17 protein-coding genes and 1 riboswitch are annotated in these 19,068 nt (G+C 39.7%); all 17 genes read right to left on the bottom strand.

Annotated features, from left to right (window positions below):
* Positions 1-161 precede the first annotated feature (161 nt).
* Positions 162-548 (bottom strand): hypothetical protein, encoded by a 387-nt coding sequence (locus bsdcttw_RS01460; protein ID WP_185257688.1) that lies wholly within the window; start codon positions 546-548, stop codon positions 162-164.
* A gap of 69 nt (positions 549-617) precedes the next feature.
* Positions 618-1,868 (bottom strand): methyl-accepting chemotaxis protein, encoded by a 1,251-nt coding sequence (locus bsdcttw_RS01455; protein WP_185257687.1) that lies wholly within the window; start codon positions 1,866-1,868, stop codon positions 618-620.
* 85 nt (positions 1,869-1,953) lie between these two features.
* Positions 1,954-2,036, bottom strand: a riboswitch (cyclic di-GMP riboswitch).
* Between the two features lie 162 nt (positions 2,037-2,198).
* Entirely contained in the window at positions 2,199-2,936 is a 738-nt protein-coding gene (locus tag bsdcttw_RS01450) for an SDR family NAD(P)-dependent oxidoreductase (RefSeq protein ID WP_185257686.1), read from the bottom strand.
* Between the two features lie 31 nt (positions 2,937-2,967).
* Positions 2,968-4,596 (bottom strand): thiamine pyrophosphate-binding protein, encoded by a 1,629-nt coding sequence (locus bsdcttw_RS01445; protein WP_185257685.1) that lies wholly within the window; start codon positions 4,594-4,596, stop codon positions 2,968-2,970.
* Positions 4,597-4,629: 33 nt separating this feature from the next.
* On the bottom strand, positions 4,630-5,064 hold the full coding sequence (locus bsdcttw_RS01440) for a GAF domain-containing protein (RefSeq protein WP_185257684.1): 435 nt from the start codon (positions 5,062-5,064) through the stop codon (positions 4,630-4,632).
* Between the two features lie 324 nt (positions 5,065-5,388).
* Positions 5,389-7,209: an ABC transporter ATP-binding protein gene (locus bsdcttw_RS01435; protein ID WP_207726477.1), complete on the bottom strand. Its 1,821-nt coding sequence runs from the start codon at positions 7,207-7,209 to the stop codon at positions 5,389-5,391.
* Between the two features lie 2 nt (positions 7,210-7,211).
* Positions 7,212-9,056 carry an ABC transporter ATP-binding protein gene (locus bsdcttw_RS01430; RefSeq protein WP_185257682.1) on the bottom strand — a complete coding sequence of 615 codons (1,845 nt, stop codon included), beginning with the start codon at positions 9,054-9,056 and terminating at the stop codon, positions 7,212-7,214.
* A 151-nt stretch (positions 9,057-9,207) separates the two neighbouring features.
* Complete coding sequence (locus bsdcttw_RS01425; RefSeq protein ID WP_225903760.1) at positions 9,208-10,233, bottom strand: sensor histidine kinase; 1,026 nt, start codon at positions 10,231-10,233, stop codon at positions 9,208-9,210.
* Positions 10,230-10,940, bottom strand: coding sequence for a LytR/AlgR family response regulator transcription factor (locus bsdcttw_RS01420; RefSeq protein WP_185257681.1), 711 nt, complete (start codon positions 10,938-10,940; stop codon positions 10,230-10,232). Before bsdcttw_RS01420 ends, bsdcttw_RS01425 begins: the two co-directional genes overlap by 4 nt.
* Before the next feature lie 174 nt (positions 10,941-11,114).
* Entirely contained in the window at positions 11,115-11,864 is a 750-nt protein-coding gene (gene pstB, locus bsdcttw_RS01415) for a phosphate ABC transporter ATP-binding protein PstB (RefSeq protein ID WP_185257680.1), read from the bottom strand.
* Positions 11,864-12,745, bottom strand: coding sequence for a phosphate ABC transporter permease PstA (gene pstA / locus bsdcttw_RS01410; RefSeq protein ID WP_185257679.1), 882 nt, complete (start codon positions 12,743-12,745; stop codon positions 11,864-11,866). Before pstA ends, pstB begins: the two co-directional genes overlap by 1 nt.
* The gene (gene pstC / locus bsdcttw_RS01405) at positions 12,738-13,616 is read right to left on the bottom strand and encodes a phosphate ABC transporter permease subunit PstC (RefSeq protein ID WP_185257678.1); all 879 of its coding nucleotides are present in this window, start codon (positions 13,614-13,616) and stop codon (positions 12,738-12,740) included. Before pstC ends, pstA begins: the two co-directional genes overlap by 8 nt.
* A gap of 241 nt (positions 13,617-13,857) precedes the next feature.
* Positions 13,858-15,243, bottom strand: coding sequence for an extracellular solute-binding protein (locus bsdcttw_RS01400; RefSeq protein ID WP_185257677.1), 1,386 nt, complete (start codon positions 15,241-15,243; stop codon positions 13,858-13,860).
* 162 nt (positions 15,244-15,405) lie between these two features.
* Positions 15,406-15,861 carry an 8-oxo-dGTP diphosphatase gene (locus bsdcttw_RS01395; RefSeq protein WP_185257676.1) on the bottom strand — a complete coding sequence of 152 codons (456 nt, stop codon included), beginning with the start codon at positions 15,859-15,861 and terminating at the stop codon, positions 15,406-15,408.
* Between the two features lie 206 nt (positions 15,862-16,067).
* The gene (locus bsdcttw_RS01390) at positions 16,068-16,946 is read right to left on the bottom strand and encodes a potassium channel family protein (protein ID WP_185257675.1); all 879 of its coding nucleotides are present in this window, start codon (positions 16,944-16,946) and stop codon (positions 16,068-16,070) included.
* A 128-nt stretch (positions 16,947-17,074) separates the two neighbouring features.
* Positions 17,075-17,866: an HAD family hydrolase gene (locus bsdcttw_RS01385; protein WP_185257674.1), complete on the bottom strand. Its 792-nt coding sequence runs from the start codon at positions 17,864-17,866 to the stop codon at positions 17,075-17,077.
* 68 nt (positions 17,867-17,934) lie between these two features.
* Positions 17,935-18,960 (bottom strand): glycoside hydrolase family 18 protein, encoded by a 1,026-nt coding sequence (locus bsdcttw_RS01380; RefSeq protein WP_185257673.1) that lies wholly within the window; start codon positions 18,958-18,960, stop codon positions 17,935-17,937.
* Positions 18,961-19,068 lie beyond the last annotated feature (108 nt).

Here is a 19,068-nt window from a genome sequence, read left to right as displayed (position 1 = left end):
CCACACCACTCACTAAAAAAGCAGAGAAGTCATTATCCAACCAGGTGAGAACGTGTCTCTGTCAGATAATAACTTCTCTGCTCTTTGCATAACTAAATATGATAAACTTCACGAATGCGAAAAGGGTGCCGCAAAATTTAGTGCGACAGCCCTTAATTATCTTAGTAACCTTTTGATTTTAACCAGGTCATTGCTTCATCTTCATTTAAAAAGGCCTGCTGAGGGAACTTGGATGATATAGCTCTGTTAATCTGCATTTTAACAATTGCGCTGTCTACGATAATAGCTCCGTACTGCAGATTATTATCTGCCAGCCATTCGGTGTGCTTAGCCATAACATCACCCAAATCTGACATTTTATATTTCCTTAAGTCGCTGACGATTACCCATGGTTGTTTGTTGATTGCAGGACCAATCTTATTCTCAAACTGGCTGTGATACTCTGCATAGTCTTCTTTAGTCCAGAGACCTACAGGTGTCTCATAAACTATTTTTTTGTCTGCATCATAGTTTATGGAGTACAGACCCTTTGGATGTGTTATTAACATAACAATTTTTCCTCCTAAAGTAAAATTTATTTTGAAATGGAGTAGACCTCCAAGACAAGCGGGTTCTGATTACTTTGCGTCGAATTCTTCAAGTTTTTGTTTCAATACCTGTGCTATGCTATACATCTCATTCGAGCATTCAGCAACCAATTGTATAAGGTTGTTCTGCTCTTCCACGGAGGAAGATGCTTCCTCTGTTCCTGCTGCTGTCTCTTCTGATATGCTTGCAATGGTAGCAATCATATCTTCCGCTTCTCTGGCATCTTCCGTCAGAGACTGGGTAGCTCCGGCTACCGCCTTTACTTTTACGCCAATGGAGAACACTTTTTCCGAAATATCTGTGATTGAATTCACTGTATGTTCAAAAGCTTTTTCCTGCTCTTGAGAAAGAGTATTCGCTTTTTTGATCTGCATAACAGTATTTTCAATGCCCTGTTGGACATCGTTGATAATCTCTGTAATCTGCTTACCGGATTCAGCTGATTGCTCCGCCAGCTTACGGATCTCCTCAGAAACAACCGCAAATCCTCTTCCGTGTTCACCTGCTCTTGCCGCTTCAATTGCCGCATTTAATGCAAGCAGATTGGTCTGCTGGGCTACTCCCTTTATAACCTCTAAGATCTTACCGATTTCTTTGGATTTATCCATTAAATCTGTAATGGCAACACCCATATTCTCAGTAATGACTTTGTTCTCAGCCATCTTTCCTTCCTGAAAACGGATAGATTCTTTTACATCTGTTATAGCCTCAATAGCCTCATCGGATACCTTGTCCGAAATTGCCATGTCATCACCGATACAGATTATCATCTCGGTAATATTATTTATTCTGGTGCTTCCCTTTTCCGTGGATTCTGCCTGCTGGGTTGCCCCTTCTGCCAATTGGGATATGGAAAGAGTTACTCTGTTTGAAATATCACTCATCTCACCGGAGGAGCGTTTCAATTCATCAGAAGAAAAGGTAATGATATCTACGGATTCCTTCACATGCTGAATAAATTCATGAATGTTCTTCTCTGTATTTGTTTTTGGCTTATCTTCGCTGTAATCAGAATTAGCTTCTGTTACTGCAGCCTTCTGCAACATGTTTCTTAGTATAAGTGTCAGGCAAAGAGCAGCAAGTCCCAGTAACACAACGACTAATACCAGCATAAAGCCAAGAAATCCACCCTTTGAAACATGTCCTTCACCACTGCTTTTTAATAAGGACTGCACTCTTAAAAACGCTCCTGCTGTTAAAAGAAGAAAGCTGCCAAACATTACAGCAAGAGTAGAAACTAAAATCCTCCTTAATGTACCCTTTTCATTATAACTCTCCACACTCAAGACCTCCTAATGTAATAATCTCTGTCTTTTATTGCATAAAAATAGCCAAATGCAGTCTCCCACAGATGGCTACATTAACTACAGCAACCCGACAATCATAGCATGCGCCTTAGACTCGCGGCTTTGCGTCCTTATCTTTTAATAAGTTTGCTTTTTAAAGTTAGCTTTAATACGTAATAAAAAGGTGTCATGGTTTGAGTTTTTTTCTGTTATTATAACCCACCATGTCGATTTATATAATATGATTATACCTAAAACTTGCTCTAAAGTCAAATTTTATATAACTAAAATTTACATAAGTGTGAAATATTTCTAGCAGATGCTCTATAAAGCCAATCCACCGTCTATTACGATAGTCTGTCCTACAATATACCTTGAAATATCCTGGCACAGGAAATATGCTAATTCAGCTACTTCTTCCGCATCGCAGAAACGCTTTGCAGGTATTTGCTGTTTATAGGCCTCTGCTGCATCTCCCAGGCTGTCCAGCATATCGGTGATAATAATTCCGGGTGCAATGGCATTGACATTAATATTATTTCCGATTAACTCTGTACCCAGAACCTTTGTAAATGCAGAAATACCTGCCTTGGTTGCAGTATAACCATAGGAAGCAGGCAGCATCTTAACTGCAGCGAGGGAGCTGATGTTAACAATTTTTCCATGGTTCTGTTTAATCATATAAGGAGCTACCAACTGGCATAAATTAAACATACCCGTTAAATTGGTATTCACCACATCATTCCAATCCTTCTGGCTCATATCAGTAATCGTGTTATAGCGAACAATTCCTGCATTGTTAACGAGAATATCTATTTTGCCGAATTTTTCAATGGTGAAAGCTACCATTGCTTCCAATTCATCTCTTTTAGCGATATCGCACTGATAAATATAGGCTTTTCTTCCAAGGCTTTCAATTTCCTTTTGTACCTTAAGAGCTGATTCTTCGCTGCTTACATAATTTACAATAACATCGGCACCTTCTTTTGCCAGTTTAAGTGCTATTGCCTTTCCGATTCCTCTGGATGCGCCTGTTACTAATGCTGTTTTACCTGTTAACATATGATTCCTCCTTATACTATTGGTATTTTAATTAATCATGCTTTTGTAATGCCTTAAGCCTGTCTCCGTTTGGAGCCCCTTCACTGCCGTCCGTTATAATTTCAATAACAGCAGGACCGTCCAGATTCTTTAAGAACTCCGGTAACTCTTTTATCTGGCTGTTTTCTCTTAATTCCATTGCTTTTATCCCACAGGCTCCAAGCATATTGGCTATGCTTATTCTCTCCTGCTTAAAACCTTTCACTACCCTTTCAAAAAGGAACTGATGACCATGCTCAACAAACCCTAGCATGGCATTATTGATAATAAAGTAGACAATGGGTAATCCGTATTCGTTGGCAGTAAGAACTTCCATACCATTCATAAAGAAATCCCCGTCACCTGCAAATACTGCAACACATCTCTTAGGATATGCCACCTGTACTCCTACGGCACCGCCGATTGCTGAACCCATGGCAGCATAATTTAAGTTGGTCTCAAAATCTCCGCCTTCCGGTATCGAAAGATATTTGAAGGCAAAGTTCATGAACTCTCCCATATCTGCCATATAGTAGGTGTTTTTTGGCATATACGACGGAAGCTCCTCCATAAATTCACGAAGGCTAACTCCGGTATTTGTTTTTTCAAGCTTCCCATTGACAGCAGGTCTTGTAAAACCGGTGTTTTTACCGGGAGCAGTATGATTGATGATATAAGGTATGGCAAGCCTTAAATCCGTGCAGATTTTAACATCTGTTTCATATACCTTGCCTAGTTCTTTCTCATCCCAGTCAATATGTATAATTTTTTTATTTTCTACCAGGGCTTTGCTGAAATTATTGGTAGCATTTTCGCCTAAGGCGCTGCCAAGTACCAGGAGACAATCAACCGCTTTATCATTGACATACCCTGATGCCGCATCGGTGCTGGCAAAGCCATAATTGCCAAGATTCAAAGGAAATTCAGAAGATACTACTCCCTTGCCCTCCGGTGTGGTAATTACCGGCCATTGCAGGTGTCTGCTCAACTCCATTACTAACTCGGATTTTCCCCTTGTACCCTTGCCGGCTAAAATCAGCCCTTTACCGGCCCCTTCCATCATATTGCAAGCTCTCATTAAACCTTCCTTGCTCGCAGCATCTAATTCAAAAGTTCTGCCTGACAGCTTTGGTATGTCTGCTGTCAAAGGGCATAACTGAATATCTATCGGTACAGAAAGATGCACCGGCCCCATGGGTACTGTGTTTGCCAGTTCAACCGCCAGCGCCAGTTCCTTCAATACATCTTCCTCTTTCATAACCGTCTTACTGTATTTTGTAACCGGCCTTAGAATTTCTTCTGTATTTAATTCTTGTATAGCGCCTTTTCCTATCTGCCATCTGTGAACATAGCCGGTTATAAATAACACCGGTGATTTTGCGCGATAGGCATCTGCCACACCATTCATCATATTATTCGCGCCTACTCCGCCGGCTCCTATGCAAACTGCCATCTTACCGGTAACACTTGCATATCTGGCTGCCATATAGGCTGCTCCGCCTTCATTTTTGGCTACAATAGGCTTAATATCAATATCATTTAAAGCATCAAAGAGCGGACTGATTGTTCCGGCCGGTATGCCAAATACATAATCAACTCCTGCTTCTTTTAGAAATCTCCATATTCCGTCAGCAATTCTCATTTGTAACTCCCCTTAGTAAACTCTATCGATGTATTAATAAGTGCCTTGTAAATAATTATCAGCGAGGTTGCAGCAAGTATCCATTTCTTCCCTGGTAAATTGGTGCTGTTTTCCTATAGCGGCTACACAGATAATCGCCTTTACCTCATCATCTCTGACCACAGGAATAATCATAATACTGTCCAGGCCAAAGAGGAAAAAGGCATCCGCGGATCTGCTGTCGTTATGGGTATCATATATCTCAACCGGCTGCTTCTTTTCAGTTATCTCCCTTAATATATATGTTTCTTTCACATAAACGGGATTCTGACCATGTACGGTTTTCCATTTCTCAATGCCCAGGGTATCTGTCTGGGTCTTATAAACAGGCTTTAAACGCCCCTCTTCTATTCTGTGATAGCCGATATCTTGAACTCCTGTTATTTCTACAATTTTTTGAAATAATTCTTCCAGTCTCTTCAGCTCCATTTCGTGCTCCTTTCATATTTATCTTTTGTGGTGATAAGTAACAGTAAAAATATATTTCAAACAGCAATCTTGACAGCGAAACAGGATTGCTGCAAGAATATCTATAAAATACACTATTTCCCTTTTTTGTAAATTTTTATATCAATTAATACTATAATATCATACTTTTTGACCAAAGTAAAGACCACTATTTCGATAGGTTTTAATCGTATTGCACAAAAGCAAACATTTCAATATAAAAAACCACTGAAGTAAAGGTTATCCACAAAATATTCATTTATGGATATTTTCTTTACTTCAGTGGCTATAAAAGCGGTTTATTTATTATGCATAATATTTAGCCTGGGCATTATACAAGGAGGCATAGATACCATCTTCTTTCAGCAGTTTATTATGGCTGCCCCGCTCTGAAATCACACCACCATCTAACACGATAATATCATCACAGAACTTACAGCTGCTCATTCGATGAGAAATATAGATTGCTGTCTTTCCTTGGATCATGGAATTAAAGTTCTCATATATTTCAGCTTCAGCTATCGGGTCAAGGGCTGCTGTCGGCTCATCCAAAATTACAAAGGGCCCGTTTTTATACAGCGCCCTGGAGATAGCAAGTTTCTGGGCTTCACCGCCTGATACCTCCACCCCTTCACCGTTATTCTTATAAAGATTCGTCTGAAGCCCACTTGGCATCTTTTCCACGGCACTCCTCATCCCGGATTGTGTAAGCACCTCCCAAATCCGTTCTTTATCTGCTTCTTCTCCCAGGGTCAGATTATCTTCAAGAGAGAGGGCCAATAGTTTAAAGTCCTGAAATACTACCGAGAATACTTTTGTATATTCTTGATAATCATAGTATTTGATATCGATACCATTAAGCAGAATTCGTCCCTCTGTAGGGTCATAAAGCCTGCATAAAAGCTTGATTAATGTAGTCTTTCCTGCACCGTTCTTCCCCACTATTGCATATTTATCTCCTACCTTCAGGGTGAGATTAATCTGGTTTAATATCAGGTTATCAGAACCCGGATAATGAAAGCTTACATTCTCAAAGACAAATTCATACTCTCCATCCGTACGTTTTTCCACCGGAAGGGTACCGGTGTACCGATTATTGGGCCGATTAATAAATTCATAATAAGTATTCAAATAATCCGACCGGTAATAAAAGCTGTTGTATTCAATAATCTCACTTCGGATAGCGCCGGTTAATTCCAGGATGACCCCCGCATACATAAATACTTCTCCAATACTGATGCTGCCATAAACCGCCTTCCCTCCCAAAACTACATATACCAGTCCGGAAGTTAATTGTGTCAATAATACAATGACCGCCGTATAGCTGCCATCTTTGATAGACCATTTCAAAAAGACACTGTTAATAGTCTTCATAGTTTTTTTAAAATAATGTTCCAGCAACCCCTGCATCGAAAATATACGAATATCTTTCCCAAACTGGTAATTATTCATAATTGCTAACAAATATACCCCAAATGAGTTAAAATGTTCATTCTTCTTCTCCACCTCATAAAACTTTCGATAGGATATGGCAGAAAGCTTTAAGCACAGGAAAAATACCGTCAGGAATACAATAATTATTAATAAGGTAGACCATATTGACGTAAAGAAATTGCTGCTGTCTGCCTTTGTCCGGGTAAAAAGAACAATAACAAAGATAAGAGAAAACAGAATAGCAAACCCTTTTTCAATCAAGACATAAATGCTTTGTATTTGGTCACCGATACCTCCCGAACTGTTCTCTCCGCCCTGCACTCTTCTGATGGCATCCATTGTTTCCGTTTTTTCGAACTCTTCGTATTCCATGGAGAAGGCCTTATTGGCAGTTTTGAGGTATATGGTATCCGCACAGGCTTCCCGTAAAACTTTGACAGACTGATCACAGGCTTTCTTAATAAGGCTTAAGACCAACGCAGCCGTAAGTAATATCACAACATCTGGAATACACTCTTTGTACAGTCCTTTTAATACTTTATTCAGCACTCTCGAGTAGAAGAATAATTGTGTAAACGGGCCTGCCGCTCCTGCTAATCCCCCCACTGCAATGACCCATATGATACCAGGATGGTCAGCCTTAATTAATTTTATAAAAGAAATCGAATCATACCATAGCTTCTTGAATTTCATCTTTACACCCATTGGGTATCACAGGCTTGCCTGGGATACTGCCTTTCCTCCTTGTAATATTTGCTTTGAACCTCAAACATCATGGCATATCTCCCATTCATGTCCATAAGTTCTTCATGACTTCCTGCTTCTGCAATTCTGCCTTTATCCAGGAAAAGAATTTTATCGCAATATCTGGTAGATGCCAATCTATGAGATATAAACAGCGCACTCCTGCCTTTTAGAAGTTTCTGATATTGTTCATACAGCTCGCTTTCTGCAATAGCATCCATTGCAGCAGTAGGCTCGTCAAAGAGCAGCAGTTTCGCTTTTTTATATAAAGCTCTGGCAAGCAGCAGTTTTTGCAATTCTCCTCCCGATAGCTGAATTCCGCTCTCTTCCACATCTTTATTCAGATAGGTGTGAACACCCTTTGGTAAGCTGTCTATCTTTTTCTTTAGCCCTGAGAGTTCAATTGCCTGCCATAAGTCCTCTTCCGCTGCTTTATCTGCCGTCACACCGCAGATATTTTCTCCTATAGTAAGAGATAATACCGTTGTATCCTGAAAAACTACCGCAATTTCTTTGAAATAGTTTTCAATATTAAGCTCTTTTATGTCTATTCCGTTTACCAGAATTCTGCCTTTGGTAGGCTGATAGAAACCACACATAAGCTTCACAAGGGTTGTTTTTCCGGCACCATTTACACCTACCAGTGCATATTTATCTCCCTTCTTCATATGAAAGCAGACATCCTCTAATACATAATCTTCTGCTCCTTCATACTTAAATGATACATGATCGAATACAATATCAAGTGCCGTATCTTCTTCTCCGGTCATCTGTCCCTTGGTATGGGAAAAAGTATCTTTCAAATCACAGAATTTGCGAAAATCACATATCATATAATGGCATCTTCCAAGCTCTGATATCTCTTCCGTAATTTTTGTAATCCAGCCTGCCAGACCACCGACAATGCCAAGATAAAGAACAAAATCAGACACAGAAAGGCCATGAATCAGCAGATAAATTAAATATCCATAGCAGCAGCCGTCTCTTAGGAATTTCAGGACAATTTCCACGATATCATTTACATAATAAATGCCTCTTACCTTTGTTTTTATTCTTTTTAATTTGTTATTGGCAGACCCATAGACACGGCTGATAATCTTATCCAACTGATAAAGCCGTATATCTTTACCTGCTTTTAAATCAAAGGCTTGATCCTGCAAATAGCTTTGGGTTATTTTGATTCTGGCTATTTCATCTTTTTTCTTGTGCTCATATAATTTAGCCCGGCGAAAGACCAATATCTGAATAGAGGAAAGTGCCAATAAAAATATCAGTATCAACGGATTAATCCACCCTATTACAGCACTGTATGCCACCAGTCCTAATACATTGGTAAGGAAGTTTATATTTCGATGCATCAACCCTTCAAGTCCCTGCCAATTGCCATATATACTGTCCCCTGCTTTCTTAAGCTCTGCTCTGACTTTCTCCTTTTCCAGCAGGCTGTAGTCCATATGAAAGCATTTGCGGAACAAAATAAGTGAAAAATAATTTAATCGGATGTCTATATACTGATTTCTGTTTCTGGTTGTCAGAAAAGCCTGTACTGCCGAAACTGTACCATACACCAAAAACACAAGAATCATAGTATAGATAAATTCTGAAATCTCAGCCTTCCTTTCCAATAATCCCACTACTATGGAGGGTAAAATAACCGTGCAAAGGGGCAGAATCACGTTGAATATAACTTCTGCCAAACCATAAAAAATCAATGATTTGTCATACTTCCACATATTTTCATAGATATAATGATAGTTGCTGCTTAAAGAATAAGCTGGCTCATTCTCTTTTTTCATAAACACTCTCCTCTGTCATATACTTTTGTTCAAAACTTCCGTTTTCATCGCTTCAACCGTCTCCATCCGATAGTCTTACTATAGCAGATATTCTTTCAATTAGAAAAAAAGTGCACGAACAGCATATCTTCGTGCACGAGTGGCAGATTCCTCAGAGCGGAAGCATAACTTCCGTTACGAATACTCCCGGTTCATTCTTTCTATTAATATAACCTTCATATTTTTCCACAATATTATTGATACGTTTTAAACCATGTCCGTGATTCCCTCTCTTAGTGGTAATATAATCTTCATCCAGCTTACGTATCACTTCATTGGTTCCGTTGGAAACAGATATATAGAGCTGCTTTTTAAGAACTCCCACATAGAGTCGAATAAATCTCTTCTCCTCCTGACCTGTCATCTTATTACAGGATTCTACCGCATTGTCAATGAGATTTCCAATTAATACACACAAGTCTATATCCGATACCGTAAGCTCCTTTGGCACCTCTGCCTTATAATGAATATCTATCTCATCCTTTAGGGCAAGAGACAGTTTTGAATTTAATATGGCATCCAGATTCACATTCCCGGATTCAATCAGATAATTAATACTGTCCAAGTCACTTTCCAGGCGGCCTAAGTAACCCGCTGCTTCTTCCGCCTGCCCTAATTTCAGATAGGCCTTTAGGGTCTGCAGATGATTATGGTAATCATGTCTCCATCCTCTCATGGTCATATAAATATTTTGTACTTCATTCACCTGCTTCGTTAACAGCTGGTTCTGATACAAAATCGTACTTTCTTCGTAAGTTTTTTTAAGATAAGAAATGTTGCTCTCCGTTAGGAAATATAACATCAACAGAATATATCCGTTTATAAGCCTGTCAGCATTAACAATACCGTTTATAGTAATTATACCTGTGATTAAACAAAAAAGCCCGTGAGACCAAAAAGACATCCTGCGCCATTTCATCTGCAATGTCCAAAAGGTAAGTAACACCAACAGAGCCAGACACAGAAGACTTGCGGCACTCCCATCTAAAACCCTTGCTATTCCATACCATATACCGGCTGTTATAAATGGCAGCAAAAGGTATAAGTAACTTTTTTTATCCTTTCGCCTAACCTGTCTAATAAGAAGGTATAGCATCATAACTGCTGACGGTATTATCTCCAAACAAACCGTTATCACAGTTCTCCTCCTTTATAATAATTAATAAATGCCCGATTGACCGCTTCATAGGAATTTCTGCTGATTGGCACTGTAATTCCTCCGCTCAGGATACAGTCTGTCCTTGTAATCTTTTCAATCCAGCCTATATTCACCAGATAACTTCTGTGAGTAGCGATAAAATCCTCTCCGAGCTCTTTTGCTACATCCCCCAGATTCCTCTTTACCTCAAGACTTCTCTCAGCCAGATGTATGACTACATAATGCCCCAGTGATTCCAAAAAACTGATATCACGAAGCAAAAGCTTATATTTCTCCGTGGCTCCACCCACAATAATATATTTTTTATCTTTCTCTGCTGCCACCTGTACCATGTCCAAAAGGGGATAGAGCTGTTCTTTTGCAAGGGGCTTCATCAGATATCTGACAGCTCCGACCTCATAGCCTTCAAATACGTATTCTCTGCTGTTTGACAAAAAGGCAATTGAAACCTTCTTATCCACCTTCCGAATCTGTCTGGCCAGTTCGATGCCATTCATTCTGTCCAGCTCAATATCCAGTATAATAAAATCAAAGGAAAAACTATCCTGATTCTCAAAGAGCATCTCCTCTGCACTGGTATATACCGTAATATCACAATTCTTACCGGTAGTCTTCGCCCACTGCTCCGTCAGTTCCCTTAAAAAGATAGATTGAGTTTTCTCGTCGTCACAGAATGCAATCCTCATGAAAAGTCTCCATTTTTATATGTTTGTATGTATCGGTGTCTTTACTTATTATATTGGATAAAATACAAAGATGTAAATAGAAAATAAAGAAGCACCATAACTTTCTATAAGATAATAGAAGGTTATGATGCTTTATGGTTAGGAATGAGCAGAGTCTTAAGTACTCTTTGATAATTATCCAAAATGTCCGCTTACATAATCTAAGGTCTTTTGTTCCTTCGGATTTACAAAGATATTCTCCGTAGTGTCATATTCAACTAAATCACCCATAAGGAAAAAGGCAGTTCTATCCGCAATACGGGAAGCCTGCTGCATATTATGGGTCACAATTACTACGGTAAAGGTTTTTTTAAGCTCTCCCATCAAATCTTCAATCTTATAAGTAGATATGGGATCGAGGGCACTGGTTGCCTCGTCCATCAGGATAACTTCCGGATTCAATGCTATAGTCCTTGCAATACAGAGACGCTGCTGCTGCCCTCCCGAAAGAGAGAGTGCGCTCTTACCCAGCCGGTCCTTAACCTCATCCCATAGAGCTGCAGCCTTTAAACTGCTTTCTACGATATCGTCCAATTCTTTTTTCTTCTTTCCATGATACTTTGGTGCATAGGCTATATTATCATAAATACTCATAGGAAAGGGATTTGGCTTTTGAAATACCATCCCTATCTTTTTACGAATTAGCATCGGGTCAATTTTATTTCCATAAATATTAATATTATCATAGATTACTTCCCCGGTGATTCTGCAATTGGGTATCGTGTCATTCATACGATTCAAGGTTTTTAAGAATGTAGTTTTACCGCAGCCGGAAGGACCAATTAATGCAGTAATTTTATTTTTTTCAATATCCATATTTATATTGCTGATAGCCTGCTTATCCCCATAATAGAGGTTTAAATCCTTTGTTGTAATAATACCCATTAGCTAATACTCACCTTCTTCTTAAATATACTTGCTATAATATTGGCTGAAAGATTAATGATAAATACCAGTATCATTAAAACTGCAGCCATTGCATAGGGAACCCAGTCAGGAGAGCCGCCTTCTGTGGCATACAGATAAAGCTGTACCGTAAGTCCTGCCCCCGGCTCTGTAATATGCCTTATTGCATTTGCCGGCATGGTGTAGTCAACGCCTGCCGTATAAAGGAGAGCTGCGGATTCACTGACAATACGCCCTATACTTAAGATAATGGCGACTACAATACCAGGGAGAGCACACGGAAGGAGCACAGTTCTTATTATATGAAGTTTTGATGCTCCCAAAGCAAAAGCCGCCTCCCGGTAGGAAGGATTGACCTGCATCAAAGATTCTTCCGTGGTACGTATCATAGTAGGAAGTACTATTAAAGTACAGGTAAGCGCCCCTGCTATCATGGAACCGCCGCTGCTGCCGGTCTTCAGGGCATTAATAAAAAATGCCAGCCCGAACAGACCATAAACAATCGATGGGATACCCGATAAAATCTCGATGGAGAAGCGAATCGCAGCAATAATTTTCCCTGGTTTTGAATACTCTGCAAGATATATCGCAGTTCCTATACCAAGGGGTATGGACACAATAAGTGACAGTAATACAATATAAAGGGTATTAATAATCATTGGCCCAATACCGTAGGTTTCATCCAGGCGGGAGGGTGCTTTTGATAAGAAATCCCAATTAATATAAGGAAGCCCTTTTATAATCAAGTAACCAATAATAGAAACCACCAGAATAACTACAATCGCAGTTACCGCATAAATCAAAGCCCGCACTGCCAAACTTCCCGGCCTTATCCGCTTTTCATATGTTGTATTAGACATTTGCCCCACCAGCCTTTTTTATTAAGATATGGAATATAGAATTGATAATAAAAACAAATACAAAAAGAACCAAACCAATTCCAATCAGTACTCCTCTGGTTTGCTCTGTGGCATAGGACATTTCTGTTACGATAGCAGTTGTAAGAAAGCGCACCGGCTTTAGCATAGACGGCATCTGGGGTATATTCCCGGCTACCATCATAACTGCCATGGTTTCACCGATTGCTCTTCCTACACCAAGCAGAACCGCAGCCATTATACCTGACTTCGCAGCCGGCAGGATAACGGTAAACAACGCATATTCCTTTCGAACGCCTAAGGCATAAGCAGCTTCCAGATAGCCTTTATCAACAGCATTAATACTCGTCTCGCTTACGCTGATAATCGTCGGAAGTGTCATAATAATCAATACGATAACCGATGAAAGCATCGTTAGACCCGAGGATAAATCAAATATCTTTTGAACCAGCGGAACAATGAAAATTATGCCAAGGAATCCATAAATAACGGAAGGAATCCCTGCCAACAGACTAATAATCATTCTTATCACCGAACCCAATCTCTTTGGCATAAGCTGCCCGATTGCAACAGCTACCAGAATAGAGATAGGAACGGCTATGAGAACAGTAAAAAAGGTAGAATAGAAAGAAGATAATATAAATGCAAGTATTCCATATTGGGGAGGTTCATTTGCAGAATTCCAGACCTTACCTAGCAAAAAATCCTTTAAGCCGACCTTTGCAATGCTTGGTCCGCCGTTCATCACCATGAATACTCCGATTAAAACAACTGACAAAACAGTAATGAAAGCAAAGAAAAAGACAATTGCTTTAAAAATGCTGTTATATAAATAAACTTTCTGTGTCTTCATTCTTCTCCTTTAACTGGGGCTGTTGCAAAATAGCCATAATAAACTCTAAAACAGGATTGGTGTATAATAATACATTTCGCGTAAACTGGCCGAGCTCTTCTTGTGAAGCGGAGCGTTTTGAACGAGCGAGGAAAAGCAGCCAAATGTATTATTTTATACACCCAATCCTTTCAAAAGAGTAAATTAGCTATTTTGCAACAGCCCCAGTCGTATTTATTTTAACTTAATCTATCTATCCAAATTATTTGGTTACTGTTACTTCGCAAACTGCTGTCTTCTTTCCGCTTACCGTTGTTACTGTAATCTTAACCTTTCCGGCTTTCTTTCCGGTAACAACACCGGATAAAGATACGGTAGCTACAGAAGGATTAGAAGAAGTCCAGATTACAGTTTTATTGGAAGCAGCAGAAGGATTAATAGCAGCCTTTAATTCAACTGTTTTTCCAACCTTGACATCTGCTTTGGTCTTGTTTAATTTCACACTTGTTACCGGGTTTTCTACTGTAACAAGGCAAGTTTTACTGATGTTACTTCCATCTGTGGTTTTTACGGTTACAACTGCTGTTCCGGCTTTGATACCTTTTACCACACCAGTGGAAGAAACAGTTGCTACAGCGGTATTAGAGGAAGAGAAGGTTACCTTCTTATTATCTGTATCAGCAGGTACCACATTTGCAATTACAGTACCGGTAGAACCGGGTTTTACACTAAGGGTAGCACTGCTTAAAGTGATGCCTGTTGCCTTTACTCTTACAAGGTTATTCTTAACAAATCCCATCTTATCGATAATGCTCTGTCCGTCTGCACTGGAGATGAAATCTAAGAACGCCTGAGCTGCAGGAGTAATTGTCTTTGTTTTATTATAAACCAGTAAGAAAGGTCTTTTGATTGCATATGTACCGTCAGCTACTGTATATTTGGAAGGTTCAACGCCTTCAACCTTTAAAGCTTTTACTTTCGATTCATCCATATCACCAAGAGACATATATCCGATAGCACCGGAATTGTTCTGAACGGATGTCTGCATAACTCCTGTACTTGCAAGGGAGCCATCTAAGTTAACATCATAACCGCTGGGAAGTGCTGTTCCATAATCTACCTTGAAGAAATCTTCAAAACAGCTTCTGGTGCCTGAACCTGCTTCACGGCCAAAAGGAGCAACTTTAACACTTGTTGAGAAGGAGCCGGTAATCTGATTCCAGTTAAGAGAAGCGGAATCTCTTGTATAGATCTTGTAAAGCTGTGCAGGAGAAATCTCCTCAATAGGGTTTTTCTTATTTACAACTACTGCAAGTCCGTCTAAGCAAATCTGAACTTTATTTAATACAGCTGCTTCATCGGTTGTAAGATTTCTGCTGGACATACCGAAGTCTACGGTGGTGCTGGCACTCGTTGCATCTTTAATACCTGCACCGGAGCCGGTAACGTTTTGTTCTACAATTTTAATGTTCGGGTTTTTTTTCATAAAGGCTTCGCCAAGAGCCTGGATAAGCGGATTAACGGAAGTCGAGCCTGAAAATACGACTGTTCCACTGGCATTTGATGCCGCTGATACCGGAGTGGTAGGATAATAGAATACTGATAGAGCTAATACGAGAGATAAAACAGCTGATACAAACTTCTTCATAATACTTCTCCTTACTTTGATTTTATATTTTGTCTATCACATTACAGACATACTATAATCTCCTAAAGTAAAGTTAGATACCATGAAATGTAAAAAATGGGAGTTGCTGTGTAAAGCAAATGTTAAATTTATTTTTGTAAATCAAGCAATTTATAATCCCTTTTATTTTAACTCATCTACCCAGATACCATCTGCCCTGTGCCAATAATATTCACTGATATCCTCTTCTAAAAATACTCGCAGCATCTTATCCATTCCTTCTGCCAGCCTCTTGTTCTTTAGCCCCTCCAAACTAGTCCAATAGACCTTCCCTTCCTCCGACGAAGTAACTTCTCCGGTGAATTTATCAGTCTTATAAAACAATACAACGTAACGGGTACTATCTTCCGTCATGAACTGCTTTATTCCGCACATTCTGGGAGAAAATATCCGCAGGCCTGTCTCTTCGTATACTTCTCTTATCACGGAATCTGTAAAAGATTCTTCTTTTTCAACATGTCCTCCTGGAAAGGTAACTCCTCCCCAATCTTTATCTGCTTTATCCAAAACCAATACCTTTCCTTTGCTATCGTATATCATGCACATATTTGTAAATATGGCCTTTTCACTTCTGTCCATCTTTCTTTCCTCCTCATTTGTTGTCCAATATCAGATAATTATTCTCAACCTATTGGGTTTTCCCAACATATGTGAATATTGCATTAACTGCTATGATATATACTAACTATATTATATATTATAAAACAGAAAAGAGAGCCCGAATTAATATTTCCTTACCAATACTTTGGTATGATTATATCATTCCCTGCTCTCATATCTATCTTTTATTTATTCATTGTTTTTAATATCTTGCAAATGGAATCTATCTCCTCATCGGAAAGGCTTGAAATATTATCAATCCGCCCTTTAATCATTTCCAGGGTTTCTTCCCTGACGCCTTTATTTTTACTGTTGACCTTCAGAAAATAGCTGGTGATGGTACTGGTAATGGAACCGATTAATCCAATACCGAAGATCATCAGAACTGCGGCGATAATTCTTCCCAGGTCCGTTGAAGGAGACAGGTCTCCGTAGCCAACCGTAGTTGCTGTTACGAAAGCCCACCACAATCCATCCTCAAAGGACATCTTTTCCGTATACATAATACCAAGTGCACCTAGAAAAATAGCCAGAACTGTTAATACGATAACATTCTTAAGCCCGTTGGTGTTTATAAACACCTTTACTTTTCGAAAAGCTTTACGGGGAAAGGCTCCTACAATACTAAGGCTTAATAGTTTTGTTAAGGAGGTAGCCCTGAATATTCGAAAAGCAGAGTGAAAAGGAATAATAGCGATTAGGTGAAAAATGTTCTCACGAAAAAACACCTTCTTATTCTTGGCAAGAACCAGCCTAATTAAATAATCGGCTGTTAAGATACCAAGAATGCCCCAATCCAATATGTGTTGCCAATAGGTTAAGCCCCTTGTTATATCAATCACTGCCAGTCCGGTTCCAATTAATGCAAGGACGCAGATAAAATACTCATAGAATAATCTTCTTTTCTTCTTTTTCCTTCTTTTGTTTTTGCTGTTGTTTTTACTGTTGTTTTTAATATCTGTACTATCACTGTTTTTACTAATATTTCTACTGTTTCCGTCTACAGGTTTTATCGGTGAATTCTTCCCTGTATCCTGTTCACCTACAATACCCTTTTTCTCCAAAGGCATGCCCCCTAACTTCGTATTATAAAAGAACCTTCAGGCAAATCTTTATGTCCAAACAACTCTTTGCCTATATTATAAGTCCTAATTTAACCCTGTCAAGGGAGAAGGAGGCCTGTGGCTCAATCTTAAATTATTCTTAATTTCTCAAATGCATGATAGATTCCATCCTTCGCAATATGTTCCGTAACAAAGGTCGCTTTCTCTTTCACATTATCCTCCGCATTTCCCATAGCTACACTAATATTGCAGTACTCAAGCATCTCAATATCATTGGCTCCGTCACCGACTCCGATGGTATCCTCTTGCTGCCAGTTATAGTGGGCAAGAAGCTTTTGAATTCCGCTTGCTTTATTTAATTCGGTCTGCATAATTTCCGCGCCATACCCAAGAAATCGGTAGCTCATAGGCACTACTTGAAAGTCCCCTCTGAGCTTTTTCTGCAGCTCCTCATAGGAATAATCCGACTGGAAGACCACAATTTTATCGACCTGCTTCATAGAATCCGGAAGCTCCTCGGGAAAAGCAGTTTTTGTCTTAAGAAGCCTTCCTATCAATTCCTTATACTCCGGTGTCATATTTCCATGGATAAATGCTCCTTCTACGGTTTCCAAGGCGAAAATAGAGTTACTCTCCAGAAGGAGCTCTACGGTTTTCTTACACGTCCTTTCCTCAAAGGAACTGTGAAATATCATCTTACCATCGCATATTATATTCGCTCCTGCTGCAAAAACACCTTCCATAAGTCCCATGTCTAATATCTGTGAATCTACAAAACACCGTTGTCTGCCCGTACACAAAAATAACTTATGTCCATTGGCATAAGCTCTTCTAATAGCTTCTCTGGTAGAAGGGTACACGATTTCACCACTGTCCAGAAGCGTTCCGTCGATATCTAAAAAAATCATCTTTTCTTTCACTTTCAGTCCTCCAAGTCAGCCCCGTTGCCTGCAAAATACCAGTTTCACTCCTATCAGATATTGTACACCTATGCTTTGCCTATGTCCAGTTGCATTCTTATCCAGCCCGTCAGCGTATGGGTCTTATCACAGCCGTATTCCCAGTACATCATCCCATACAACCCTTTTTCCATAACATATTCGGCCTTTCGCTTCAGGGATTCCTTATCGTCATAACTTATAAAGGTTTCTCCATTAAATAAATACGGGGCCATAGCTTCGTCATCCCAATAACGAACATATCCGTTCTTATTAATATAATCCTGTTCCAGGATATGATAAGCCGGACCATATCCTCCTGTGGTTCCTGCCATTTGATGCAGTCCATGCTCAATATCAGGTACAGCTCTCCATTCTCTGGAATAAAAGGCGCCGCCGATTACCAGCTTCTGCTTTGGTACTCCCGCCTGTATAAAGCTTTCCACTGCTTTGTTCGCGCTGGCCGGAAACAAATCTCTTTTGTTTGAATACAGACTGGTATGATGCCCTGTAAAAGTCTGAAAGCCTCCCTTTAAATCATAGGTCATCAGCTGGACATAATCCAGATAATGCTGTACCTTATCCATCTCTGTACAGGAAGTAAAATATTCGTCTCCTCCCGCAGCTATAGTTAACATATATTTCTTTTCCGCCGCATCCTCTAAAGCCTTCCTTAGGGCCTCAATTAAGAAAGTAAAATTCTCTCTGTCCTTTTCACTTCCATCAATACCGGCCACCCGTAAGCAGGGATATTCCCAATCTATATCTATGCCATCAAAATCATATTCTCTGATGATATCTACGGCGGAAACAGCCAGCCGCTTCCTGCTTTCTACTGTCATGGCTGCTTCCGAAAAACCTGCGGCGCTCCAACCTCCGATTGAAAGAAGAATTTTGATCTGCGGATTTTGTATTTTAATTTGTGATATAACGGATTTGCATTCCGGATGGTGCCACTCTGCTCTGCCCTGCTCAATGGTCCCAAATGCTATATTAATCACATCCAAATTATTGATATCTTCCTCGGTCACCTCTTTTAAATCTCTGGTACCGACATATCCGATTAACTTACCCATTATCCCTTTTCTTTTCCTCCCCTGTTTCCTGTCTTCCCAGCATATGAGATAGGGCTTTAAGCCCTCTGTTTATTTAAAACCGAAAACGGGCTGCAGAAATTTAACCTC

The sequence above is a fragment of the Anaerocolumna chitinilytica genome (assembly GCF_014218355.1).
Lineage (GTDB): Bacteria > Bacillota > Clostridia > Lachnospirales > Lachnospiraceae > Anaerocolumna > Anaerocolumna chitinilytica.
Note: the sequence above shows the minus strand (reverse complement) of the source record. Positions and strands in the feature narration are given on the sequence as shown.